Annotated in this window: 11 protein-coding genes; 6 read left to right on the forward strand and 5 right to left on the reverse strand. The window is 67.8% G+C overall.

From position 1 onward, the window contains the following. Window positions 1–198: a ferredoxin gene (locus ACWC24_RS25655; protein WP_450665218.1), complete on the forward strand. Its 198-nt coding sequence runs from the start codon at window positions 1–3 to the stop codon at window positions 196–198. A gap of 845 nt (window positions 199–1,043) precedes the next feature. Here the strand turns inward: ACWC24_RS25655 and ACWC24_RS25660 are convergent. Then, window positions 1,044–2,135 carry an NAD(P)-binding protein gene (locus ACWC24_RS25660; protein WP_450665219.1) on the reverse strand — a complete coding sequence of 364 codons (1,092 nt, stop codon included), beginning with the start codon at window positions 2,133–2,135 and terminating at the stop codon, window positions 1,044–1,046. Window positions 2,136–2,409: 274 nt separating this feature from the next. On the opposite strand from ACWC24_RS25660, the gene ACWC24_RS25665 reads away from it, so the two are divergent. Further along, window positions 2,410–3,117 carry a TetR/AcrR family transcriptional regulator gene (locus ACWC24_RS25665; RefSeq protein ID WP_450665220.1) on the forward strand — a complete coding sequence of 236 codons (708 nt, stop codon included), beginning with the start codon at window positions 2,410–2,412 and terminating at the stop codon, window positions 3,115–3,117. Between the two features lie 20 nt (window positions 3,118–3,137). Here ACWC24_RS25665 and ACWC24_RS25670 read toward each other — a convergent pair whose 3' ends face one another. Beyond that, window positions 3,138–3,638 carry a MarR family winged helix-turn-helix transcriptional regulator gene (locus ACWC24_RS25670; protein ID WP_450665221.1) on the reverse strand — a complete coding sequence of 167 codons (501 nt, stop codon included), beginning with the start codon at window positions 3,636–3,638 and terminating at the stop codon, window positions 3,138–3,140. A 117-nt stretch (window positions 3,639–3,755) separates the two neighbouring features. Between ACWC24_RS25670 and ACWC24_RS25675 the strand changes: the two genes are divergently transcribed. The 3 genes from ACWC24_RS25675 (at window position 3,756) to ACWC24_RS25685 (ending at window position 6,249) form a co-directional block, all read left to right on the forward strand. Then, window positions 3,756–4,271 (forward strand): YceI family protein, encoded by a 516-nt coding sequence (locus tag ACWC24_RS25675; RefSeq protein WP_450665222.1) that lies wholly within the window; start codon window positions 3,756–3,758, stop codon window positions 4,269–4,271. A gap of 510 nt (window positions 4,272–4,781) precedes the next feature. Beyond that, window positions 4,782–4,970 (forward strand): ferredoxin, encoded by a 189-nt coding sequence (locus ACWC24_RS25680; protein ID WP_450665223.1) that lies wholly within the window; start codon window positions 4,782–4,784, stop codon window positions 4,968–4,970. Between the two features lie 112 nt (window positions 4,971–5,082). Next, window positions 5,083–6,249 (forward strand): cytochrome P450, encoded by a 1,167-nt coding sequence (locus ACWC24_RS25685; protein ID WP_450665224.1) that lies wholly within the window; start codon window positions 5,083–5,085, stop codon window positions 6,247–6,249. Window positions 6,250–6,447: 198 nt separating this feature from the next. Here the strand turns inward: ACWC24_RS25685 and ACWC24_RS25690 are convergent, their stop codons facing one another. Beyond that, on the reverse strand, window positions 6,448–7,593 hold the full coding sequence (locus ACWC24_RS25690) for a serine hydrolase domain-containing protein (protein WP_450665225.1): 1,146 nt from the start codon (window positions 7,591–7,593) through the stop codon (window positions 6,448–6,450). A 171-nt stretch (window positions 7,594–7,764) separates the two neighbouring features. Between ACWC24_RS25690 and ACWC24_RS25695 the strand changes: the two genes are divergently transcribed. Next, window positions 7,765–8,631, forward strand: coding sequence for a mycofactocin-coupled SDR family oxidoreductase (locus tag ACWC24_RS25695; protein ID WP_450665226.1), 867 nt, complete (start codon window positions 7,765–7,767; stop codon window positions 8,629–8,631). Window positions 8,632–8,792: 161 nt separating this feature from the next. Here the strand turns inward: ACWC24_RS25695 and ACWC24_RS25700 are convergent, their stop codons facing one another. Both ACWC24_RS25700 and ACWC24_RS25705 read right to left on the reverse strand, forming a co-directional pair. After that, window positions 8,793–9,305, reverse strand: a complete 513-nt coding sequence (locus ACWC24_RS25700; RefSeq protein WP_450665227.1) for a nuclear transport factor 2 family protein — start codon at window positions 9,303–9,305, stop codon at window positions 8,793–8,795. Between the two features lie 595 nt (window positions 9,306–9,900). Further along, window positions 9,901–10,974 (reverse strand): DUF3500 domain-containing protein (locus ACWC24_RS25705; protein WP_450665228.1); only part of this gene is annotated, 1,074 nt, incomplete at its 5' end.

Consider the following 10,974-nt stretch of genomic DNA (forward strand, 5'->3'; position numbering starts at 1 on the left):
ATGCAGATCGTTGCCAACACCGAGCGGTGCGTCGGAGCGGGGCAGTGCGTCCTCGCCGACCCAGAGGCGTTCGACCAGAACGACAGCGACGGCACCGTGCAGGTGCTGCGCCCCCATCCCCAGAACGCCGGCGAGATCGCGCGCGCCAGGGAGGCCGTGGGCATCTGCCCCGGTAGGGCACTGTCGCTGACGGACTGACGCCACACCTGATCAGGATGCGGCGGGGAGATGCACTGGCGCTCTCCCCGTCGCGTCCGTCTGCCCGTCTATCGTCAGGGCCGGGCCCCCACTGCCGGGGCCCGGCAAACGGGTCTTGCCCAGAGCAGAAACGGCGCGAAACTGGCCGTCGCCATCTTTACGAGGCGGCGGTCTTGTCGTATCTGGTGGCGATGCCGTGGAAGCCCTTGAGCCGGTTGAAGCAGCGCTCGACGGCATTGCGTCGGCCGGTGGACGACCTTGTCCGTCAACAGCTCCACCAGGCTGAGCAGGATCGTCAAAACGAGGCGTGGGTGCAGAAGCCAGGGGCCCAGGCCCTGTCCTCAGGACGGCTCGGACGAAGACGCTTCGTCGTTTGAAGCGGGACCTGACGACGATGCCGTTGGCGAATCGGACTGCGTCGGATCAGGCACCTGGCTGAGTACCCGGAGGGTCTTGAGGGCGGCCTCACGCCTTTCGGAGTCCCGTGCCAGGAAGCCGAACAGTGCGGCCGTGGCGTAGCACTCCTTGCCGCGCCTGTACGTCGGCTCACCCGGACGGCCGGCCTGGGCTCATGGCGAGTCCAGGGGGTCGGCGCAGCAGGCTCCCTGTCCGTCTGATGCGGTCTTGGATGCATCCCTGCGCGCCGACGCATGGTCGTGCTCGACACCGTCGGGCACGCGGGGGCCGCCGCGGAGGAAGGGACCCGTCCGAGCCGGGTCCCTTCCTCCGTGGCGGGAATGCGATGGCTCTGCCAACCGTTCCGCCGTGCCGTCAGGGCAGGCACCCGCGTCCACGCACCCCGGGACTGGAACCCCGGAGATTCGCTCGCCGCCCAACGGCACGTGTCAACCGCGTCCGGACATCACGAAGGACGCGTACTCGTCGTCCGCGGCCGCGGCGAACATGCCGAGCAGGGCTCGTCTCGTGCGCTCCGGTTCACCGGACAACTCGCCGTCAGCCACGATCCGAGTCCACGCGTCCTCAGCGTCCAGCGCCACCTCCACGACGGAGTTTCCTCGACGGCGCGCGTGAACGAGGGCGCCCGTGATCAGAGCTACCTGGTCGTCGGCGTGGCCAGGGCGCGTGTCGAAGACACCGTGCGGTCCGCCGGGGAAGAAGAGGTTCGGGAAGCCCGCCGTCATGAGCCCGAGATAGCTGCGCGCCCCCGCCGCCCACGCTCCGTTCAGTTTGAGTCCGTCCCGCCCCCGAAGCGCGAGCCGGCGCAGGGGTCCACCGCCATCGCCCGAGGGCCCTTCACCGCGACTGTGCAGCAGTTCCGCGCATCCGGCGATGTCTCGATCGTCCTCGTAGGCGACGGCCCGGCCCAGGTGGCTCGCACTCTCGTGATCCTGTCGGCCGAGGGTGGCAACCGAGGCGCGAACGCCGGCGCCGACGAGTGTCCCGGCAGCCGCGTCCTCGCGCGTGTCCAGCTCCAGACTCAACTCCGCGGGGACGGGAACGACTCCGGTCGCCGCGACCAGGAAACGCGCGCGGTACACGGCACCCTGCGTGGTCGTCACCACCCAGCAGGTGGTCTCCTCCTCGTACCGCGCTGACGCCACTCTGACACCGAGGCGGATGTCGCGGCGCAGCCCCAGCCGGTCCACCACGTCGTTGAGCCTGCCCTCGATCGTCGGCCACCCTGCCGGTGGCCGTGACAACGGCAGACCAGGCCTAGCACGCAGGTGGCGGAAGACACCCTTCGACGTGTCGAGCCGCTCAGCGTCGAGGCGGTTCCAGTACCAGACACCCCCCACTCCGAGGCCGGCCTCCAGGAGCACCGCGGAGAAGCCCTTCTCTCTCGCGCGTTGCAGCTGGCCCAGTCCTGTGGCGCCCGCTCCGATCACCAGTACGTCGGCCTCGCGCGTCGCCGCCGCGCCAGGCTGTTCGGCTCTGTCCATGAATCGCTTTTCCGAGGCGTTCGTCAGCGCGCTCAAGAACCCTCCTCATGCCCGACGACCGCCCTGTCGCCGCTGCTCATCGGAGTTATACCGATCGGTCGATGAATCAAACGCACAGTAACGGAAGGGCGCGGCGGCGACAATGCTGCCGGCACCGGTTGCTGCACAGCAGCAACGCGGGCTCGCCCCGCCGCTGCGGCAATGATGTTGCGCCTCGCTACACTCCACCGGTACCCGACGCTCCGTCGAGACGGCGGACGCGGAGGGCGGCACCCCGCCGGCGGACTGCCAGACGAAGGGAACGGATGCGATGCCACGGCCGCCGGGCCATGGTCCCGACTACGAGGTCAGGCGCCAGAAGATCATCGACATCGCCGCCCAACTCTTCGCCCGGCAGGGGTACGCCGCCACTTCGGTCAACGACGTGGGCCGTGCCGCAGGGCTCGCCAAAGGCGCTCTGTATTACTACATCGGCTCCAAGGAAAGCCTGTTGGTCGAGATCCAGTCCCGGGTGATGGTGCCGCTGATGGGGCGGGCGCGTGAGATCTCGGAGCTGGACACACCGGCACTGTTGAGATTGCGGCTGCTGTCGGAGTCCCTGCTGACGATCATCTTCCACCGGCTCGACCACATCTGGGTGTACGAGCACGATTACCGCAGCCTCAGCGGCCTGCAGTTGGAGATGCTGCTCGAACAACGCGCAGAGTTCGAGCGATTGGTCTCGGACCTGCTCAGCGAGGCGTCGGAGCAGGGCTCGCTCCAACCGGTCCAGTCCCGGCTGGCGACGCTGCAGTTCCTCAACCTGCACCACCACACGTACCAATGGGTGCGCACCGACGGCCCGTGGGATCCCGCGTTTCTGTCCGGTGAGTACTGCGAGACCCTGTTCCGGGGCCTCGGCGCCGACGAAAGCACGTTGCGAGAGGTGGAGGAGGAGGCCCGATCGTTCAAGAGCGCTCACCCCGGGCTCCCGCTGGACCCCGAGGCCGAGTGGAAGGCTTCACCCGCGGAAGACTGAGCCGCCCCATCGAGGCGACTTCAGGCGTTCAGCTCACCAGGAGGCACTGCCTGTACCAGCAGGCGGGTCAGCGCCTCGCTCTGGGCGGGCCCGATGACGCGGGCAACTGCCTCGGCCACAGCACTTGCCAGAGCTGGAGATTTCTCCGCAAGCAGGCGCCGCGCCTTGCCGGTGAGGACGAGGGCCACACCACGGCGATCGTCACTGACGGACTCCCGGGCGACGAGTCCCGCGTGCTGCAGACAGGCCACCTGATAGGTCAGACGGGTCTTGGGGCGCCCCAACAATTCCGCGACCCTGCTCATCCTCAGGGCGTTCTCCGGCTGGTCGGCCAACAGGCAGAGCACCAGGAATTCGTCATGGGTGACGCCCAACGCTTCCTTGACGTGCTTACGCAGCTGCTGTTCCACGGATCCCGCCACCCCCAACACCTGCATCCAGGTGCGGAGTTCCGTCGGCAGCAGCTCACCCGCACCCGCCTCGGCAGCGGACGGACCGGCGGAGGCGGATGGTTCGACCATGGCACCACAGTAACAATGGTCCAAATCTGAAGTACTTGCTAGCGTGCAGTCATCCAAATTTGGATGACTGCACCGCGCCATGTCCTGTCTCGACTGTCTTCATGTCTGGAGATCACCATGTCCGCCACTGTCAGCCCCGGCCACTTCGTGCTGGACCCGTCCGGCTCCACCGTGACCATTCACCAGCGCACGATGTGGGGTCTCGTCAACGTCGGTGGGACCTTCGCGTCGGTCAGCGGGACCGGCGAGGTCAACTCCGACGGCTCGGCCACCGGCAGTGTCGTGCTCGACGCCGGCTCGCTGGACACCGGGCACGCCAAGCGTGACGCTCACCTGCGCTCCGCCGACTTCTTCGCAGTCGAGGCCTTTCCCACGCTCACCTTCGAGGCCACCGACGCCCGCATCGGCGCCGGCGACCGCTTGGCCGTCCAGGGCAAGCTCACCGTCCGGGACCGGACCCGCCCACTTCCCCTTACTGCCACCGTGAGCCGCACCGAGTCCGCAGGGGTGACCCTGACCACGCAATTCAGCCTGGACCGAGCCGACTTCGGCTTGACTTGGAACCAGATGGGAATGGTCCGCGGGCCGGTAAGCGTCAGCGCCACACTGCGATTCACCCCGGCGGCTGCCTGACGGACAGCAGGCTCAGCGGTCACTCGCGTGCGATGCCCCACGGGCGTCGCACGCTCCGCCGGAGTCGGCCCATTCCTTCTCGGAGTCGAACGACGGCCGCCTCCACACCCGTCGCGTCGCCCCGGCCGGTGCGGTCGTCGCAGCGCCATCGAGGACCGCGGACATCCAAGTTGCCACACCGTATCGGCGGCCGGGTTGCCGAGGCCGATCTCCCGCCCCCGTTCCTGGGCCGCCCTCAGGTCCTGTGCCGTACTACGAGGCGCCGTACCACCGGACCGGCCGGGCCCGGATCTGTGTCCCGCTGAACGGACGTGCTCGGCCCGCGCCGCCGCACTCGGTGGCACGGTGCAGCCATCGAAGGGTGCGGACGGGACCGGCGTCGGACGGAGTGGCCATGGGGCGCGGGTGCGGTGCAGCAAGCCGGCTGGTGGTGCATACCCGGCGGTCCGCTGCCGTTCCGCAAGTCGGCCGCGCCCGGACACGGCCACCACAGACGAACGGACTGCATTGATGAAGATCACCGTCAACACACGCCTGTGTTCCGGACACGCGCGCTGTGCCGCGACCGCTCCGGACTTGTACCGACTCGATGACAACGGATACGCCCTGCCTGTCGAGGCGGGCGTACCGGCCGACCTCGAGCAGCAGGCCCGCGAGGGCGCGCGGGCCTGCCCCGAGCACGCCATCACCATCGAGTAGGGGCATGCGCCGTCGTAGCGACGCGGACGGAACGTGGCCCAGCCTGCAACACCTTTCCCGGAGAGGATCCATGATGAGCGTTACGCCCGAACCCCATGACACGTACAGGGGTGTGCCCGCCTACTTCTTCGACAACACAGCCGGCGGCCCGCTCCTGAGCCATCAACGGCGGTGGGACGAGCTGGCCGGCGCCCACTCCGGATTCCGGAGCAGTGCCGCGCGCGGCTATTGGGTCGTCACCGATGGCCCTGAGGTGCAGAAAGCCCTGCAGGACTGGCAGACGTTCTCCAACACCTCAGTGACCGCTCTCGACCCCGAGCCCAAGTTTCTGTGGATCCCCGAGATGCTCGATCCTCCGCTTCACACCGAATGGCGGCGGCTGCTGGGCGCGGAGTTCTCGCCCAAGGCAATCGCCGCACGGGAGCCGGAGATTCGCGCGGCCGCGACGGAACTCATCGACGGCCTGAAAAGCAGCGGCGGCACCGAGGCGCTGGGCGCGTTCGCCAGGCGCTTCCCGACGACGATCTTCATGCGGCTGATGGGTCTGCCGGAAGAGGATCTGGACACCTTCCTTGCCTGGGTGCACGACATCCTGCATCTCTCCTTCGAGCAGGACCCCGATCGCACCAGGCAGCTTACGGCGATACAGGCGGTGTCCACCTATTTCGAGGACCAGATCGCCTTGAGGCGTCACAGCCCACGAGACGATCTCCTCACTCGCGCGATGAACTGGGAGATCGACGGCGATCGCATCAGCGACCAGGACATGCTCGCGTTCTGCGTGTTGATGTTCCAGGCTGGCATGGACACGGTGCCGATCTCGATCGGGTGGGCCCTCTACCACTTCGCCAGCCATCCTGAGCAGCGCAGGGCGATCGTCGACGACCCGTCACTCGTCCCTACCGGCGTCGAGGAGATCCTGCGCGTGTACTCGTTCGTCGTCCCCGCCCGCAAGGCGACCAGGGACGTCAGGATCGGCGGTTGCCCCGTCCAGGCGGGGGAGATGGTGATGCTTCCCCTGGCGATCTGCAACCGCGACCCGGGCCGCTACGAAGACCCTCTGCAGGTCGACCTGGACCGGACGGTGAGCAACCACATCGCTTTCGGTTCCGGTGTGCACCGCTGCCTCGGTTCTCACCTCGCGCGACTCGAACTCAACGTGGCCGTCGAGGAATGGCACAAGCGCATCCCGGAGTACCGCATCGCCGACGACCAGGATCTCCAGCAGACGGGCAACATGTACGGCATCAAGTCGCTGTATCTCGAATGGCCGCTGTGACCACGAAGCCCGACGTGCCCATTCCCGCGCCCAGGGTCCACCGCTGACCCTGGGCGCGGGAACAGGACGTACACAGAGGGCGGTTGTTGCGTGGCGGGTTCTTCCCGCGCACGCGGCCCGCCCGTTCGCAGACAGCCTTCGCCGGGTCGAGCAGTCCGCGGAGCGCAAGCCCGGAGGGCACGCTGACCCCCGCGTCACTCACATCCGTTCGGCAGCCACCGCGTGCACGGCGTCCCCGATGGCTCCGAACGGTGATACAGGCTGAGGGCCGAAGAACATCCGGTTGTGCAGGATGGCCACGGACAGGCCGAGCTCCGGTTCGGCCCAGGCGACCGTTCCGCCCGCACCGGTGTGGGAGAGCACCCCTTCTGTCAGGGAGCCCCCGGGGCTCACGTCGCTCACCCCGGGGGCGAAGTGCCACAGCCCGCCGTGCCCGACGGGCATGGGGAAGCCGTAGGTGCGGTCGATGTCCGACGGCCGGGGTGTGAGGCATCGGCGCAGAGTGTCGCTCGTGAAGAACGGCGTCCCCAGGCCTCGCAAGGAGTCGGCGTACGCGGCAAAGAGCCGCGCCGTCGCACGGGCGGTGGCCATGCCGCCTGTCGAGGGCAGCCCCGCTCGCTGCACCTGCGGCAGGTTGAACATCGAAGGCCCGAAGGGCAGATGCGCCGGCGATGCCTCCTCGAGCAGTCGGTCGGAGTTCGCGAGGGGCGCACTGTCTCCGGTGAGCACGGCAACCCGGTGCCGCTCGGAATCGGGCAGACCCACGAAGAAGTCGTCCATTCCGAGGGGAAGCAGCAGTTCTTGGCGGACGATGTCGTGGAACGAGCGCCGCAGCGGGTCGACACGCCGTACGGCCTCGCCGAGTACCCAACCGAAGGCGAAGGGGCTGTAGGCGTTGCAGGTGCCGGGTTCGGCGACCGGGCGTTGGCAGGCCACCCGCTCGGCCATCGTGCCCCAGTCGCACAGTTCGTCGAGGGTGGTGCCCGCCCCGATGGTGGGTGCGCCCGACCGGTGGCTGAGCACGTGGTCGAAGGTGATGTGCTCCTTGCCGTGCGCCGCGTACTCGGGCCAGACCTCGGCCAGCGGCCGGTCGAGATCGAGAAGTCCGCGCTGCGCATACAGGTGGGTGAGGGAAGCCACGACGGCCTTGGTCACCGAGAAGACCGCGAAGAGGGTGCCGGAGTCGACGGGCCGCCCGGCTCCGGTCTCGCCGGCCCAGGCGTCGACTATCAACTCACCGTGCAGATAGGCCGCGACTTGCACGCCCTTCTCGCCTGCGTCCAAGGCGTGTTGAAGGGCTTTGCTGATTCTGGGGTCGCTGTCTGTCACTGTCTGCGTGCTCACACTCGCCTCCATCTGTCGCGGGTTCCGATGCCTCGTCGTTCCTTGCGCCTCACAGAAGTGGGCCGCATAAGAGTATATATAGTTTACTGATTATGCGCTATGTTCGTCGGGCGGGACGAGGTTCCACGGCTCCTTGGGCCGTCGGAGCGACACGAGCGAGGGAGAACCAGCATGAGTGGGCGTGTCGACGGCAAGGTCGCATTCATCACCGGTGCCGGGCGCGGGCAAGGGCGCAGTCACGCGCTTCGCCTGGCCCAGGAGGGCGCCGACATCATCGCGGTCGACCTGTGTGAGGACATCGGTTCCAACGGCTATCCGTTGTCCCGGGAGACGGACCTGTTGGAGACGGCCCACCTGGTCGAGAAGCTCGGCCGACGGGTCGTCACTCGTCGCGTGGACGTGCGTGAGCGCTCCGAACTGTTCTCCGCCGTACAGGCCGGAGTAGTCGAACTCGGCCGCCTGGACGTCGTCGTGGCGAATGCCGGCATAGCCCCGCTGGGCGCGGACGTCCCCCCGGAGGGCTTCCTCGACGCGGTGGCGGTGGATCTGGTCGGGGTCATCAACACAGTGGAGGCGACCTACCCCCACCTGGGTTCCGGTGCCTCCGTGATCTGCACCGGATCAGCCGCCGGACTGATGGAGGGAACCACCGACAACCCGGAGGGCGGACCGGGCGGCGCCGGATACTCCCACGCCAAACGTGGGGTGGCCCGGTTCGTCCATGACCTGGCCGTCCAGCTGGCTCCTCGCGGTATCCGGGTCAACGCGGTCCATCCGACCAACTGCGACACCGGCATGCTGCACAGTCGGCCCATGTACCGCATCTTCCGGCCCGACTTGGAGAATGCCGGCCGCGAGGACGTCGAGCCCGCGTTCCGCACCATGCAGCCCATGCCGATCCCGTACATCGATCCGATGGACGTCAGCAATGCGGTGCTCTTCCTCGCTTCGGAGGAGTCGCGCTACGTGACAGGACTCCAGATGAAGGTCGACGCAGGCGCGACCCTGACGCGCAGTACGTCGGGAGCTCCGGCCTGACGAATGGGGCGTGGTCGGGTCGCCGGGCTCGCGTCCGAGTGAGGCGTCCTGGGCCGCGCCGCGTGCCGGGCCAGGCAGAGGGCACGAGTCAGCGCCTCACCCTCCCTGTCCGCTCCCTCACTGGTCGTCGTGCCGTTCTCGTCGCGACGCAGTATCCAGGCTCAGCGGAACACACCGTAGGAGAGATCGGTGGCGTCTCGCTCGGAGTGGAAGTCCACCCCGGTCGCGGCAGGGTGCGTCTCCTCTCGGTAGAGGTCGCCGATGTAGGCACGGTGGTCGATGGCCCACACGCCATCGCGACACGACCATTGGTCGACGTACCGGCCGCGGTGGAACAGCTCCGTCACTTGGCCGTCGACGGGGCGAGTGCGCAGCCAGACCGACACATAGGTTTCGCTGGCCGCGGTCTCCAGGCCGTCGCCGAACTCGACGGTCGTGTTGGAAACCAGGTGTGAATGTCGGTCGAGCTGGGCGTGGTACGTCCAGACAAAGTCGAGAAAACTGGATCCGGGCCCCCGGTAGTCGGGGCCGTAGTCGGCGGTGCCGTTCGGGTGCCAGACGGTGTCGGCGAGCTTACGATCCATACGGTCGAGGCCGCGGCAGTACCTGTGCAGAACGTCGACGATCTCCTGTCGCGCCACGAGCCGGGCGACAGTCTCCGAGTAGGACTGCATGATGTGTTCCTCCCGTGTGGGTTACGCACAAGGGAGATCCCCTCGCCGGACTCCCTCCGGCACCGTAGGCGGATCAGTACCCGCTTCTCACGCCTCGCGCCCGCTGAGCGGAAGCCCAGGCAATCCCTGCGTCTGGGCGAGAGGTTGGGTTCGACGCTTTAACGAAGACGCCTCGGTGACCGGCGCCGTACGGGGCCAAGTGCGATTCCTGGGAACTCCGGAGACAGATCGCTGATCCCATAGGCCCGGTGCGATCACCCAGCGCCCGACTCAGAGCACCTTACTTGCCTCCGCCCGCGAATCCCACGACGCCGGCGGCAACGCTGCCGTTCGGGCGGGCCGAGGACTCTACCCCCCGGTCTGGCCTTCGATAATCTCCACGACCGCGCAGCCGTCCGAATGGTCCAGATGCAAGCAGCCGGCGGCTCGGTGGCCGACGGTGGCGAGCCGCTGCCTCCGGGCGATCAGCCCACCCGCGAGGTGACGCCTCTCGCATCGAGGCACTCATTGCTCGCCTGTCGAGGTCAGCGGCTGCTGCGGGCTGTCCGTCCAATCGGCGTCGGCGCGTCCGGCCCGCAGTCGGGTCACCGCACGGTCACCGGTGGTGCGGTGACGTCAGGTAGTGCTGCCGCAGCAGTTCCCTGCCGTAGTCATTGCCGTTGGGAGTGCGGATGACGGAGTGAACGTGCAGCTGGGTCGGACCGTCGGCCCGTGTCTTGCCGTACGCACCTCCGAGCGGTCCTGCCGCCTGACAGTCGACCTCGATCCAGACGACCGGGCTGTGGATGCGGAGGTAGAAGGGGGCGTCGTCCTGTGTCCCGCCGATCCAGGCGGCGTAGGTGTCGTCCAGATGTCTGCGGATCTCGGCCATGCGGACCTCGGCCGCGTCGGCCTTCGCACGTCCCACGAACGCTTCGGCGACCGCGAGGAGTTTCCGCTTCTGGCCGGGGTTCAGGGCGTCGGCGCGGATGCCGGCGTAGGCCAGCACGGCGTTGTCGGCGAAAGCGCCCGCTTTCATGTCCTCGTCCGCCTTGGTGGCCGAGACGATCGCGACCTGCCGCTGCGCCTCGGTGAGCGACTGGACGAACGCCAGGCTCGCCGTCACCTCCTCCTGGCAGACCGAGACGGTCTCGCCGTCGATCTCCATGATGGTCGGCTCAGAACCCCAGAAACAGGGGCTCATCACAACCTGGTCGCCGAGCACGAAGTAGTTGACGACCAGGTGGTGACCGTCGAACTGGAAGCCCCAGGGCTCGGTTGCCGACGGGGTGCCCATCACGGTCCAGTAGAAGAGCTCGTCGTTGAAGACCGCGTCCTTGCCGAGCATCTTCCCGGCCGCCTTGTTGAGGAGGCGGATCTTCTCCGTGGTCTCCAGGCCTCTGGCGCTCAGAGCCGTCTGCAGCAGGGCCGTCCCCAGGTTGTTCTGCGCGTCCGTCAGATCGGCCAGAGAGACGCCCTGGCGCTTGAACTCGCCCGGGTCGAGATTGCTCCATTGCCGCCACTCGGTGGAATGGACGGTGAACTGCGTCGCGGTCTTCTGGGCTCCGGTGAGTCCGGCGAGGAACGCGTTCGCGGCCGCGGCCACCGGTACGGTGTCGACGCCCTGGGAGTGGACCGTGAACAGGTCGTCGATCCTGCGGCCGTCGGTGGTCAGGCCGAAGAAGTCCTC

The sequence above is a fragment of the Streptomyces sp. NPDC001443 genome (assembly GCF_053597355.1).

Coding starts and splice junctions, on each gene's coding strand:
- ACWC24_RS25655 (WP_450665218.1), top strand. CDS start 1: ATGCAGATCGTTGCCAACACCGAGCGGTGCGTCGGAGCGGGGCAGTGC.
- ACWC24_RS25665 (WP_450665220.1), top strand. CDS start 2,410: ATGCCACGGCCGCCGGGCCATGGTCCCGACTACGAGGTCAGGCGCCAG.
- ACWC24_RS25670 (WP_450665221.1), bottom strand. CDS start 3,638: ATGGTCGAACCATCCGCCTCCGCCGGTCCGTCCGCTGCCGAGGCGGGT.
- ACWC24_RS25675 (WP_450665222.1), top strand. CDS start 3,756: ATGTCCGCCACTGTCAGCCCCGGCCACTTCGTGCTGGACCCGTCCGGC.
- ACWC24_RS25680 (WP_450665223.1), top strand. CDS start 4,782: ATGAAGATCACCGTCAACACACGCCTGTGTTCCGGACACGCGCGCTGT.
- ACWC24_RS25695 (WP_450665226.1), top strand. CDS start 7,765: ATGAGTGGGCGTGTCGACGGCAAGGTCGCATTCATCACCGGTGCCGGG.
- ACWC24_RS25700 (WP_450665227.1), bottom strand. CDS start 9,305: ATGCAGTCCTACTCGGAGACTGTCGCCCGGCTCGTGGCGCGACAGGAG.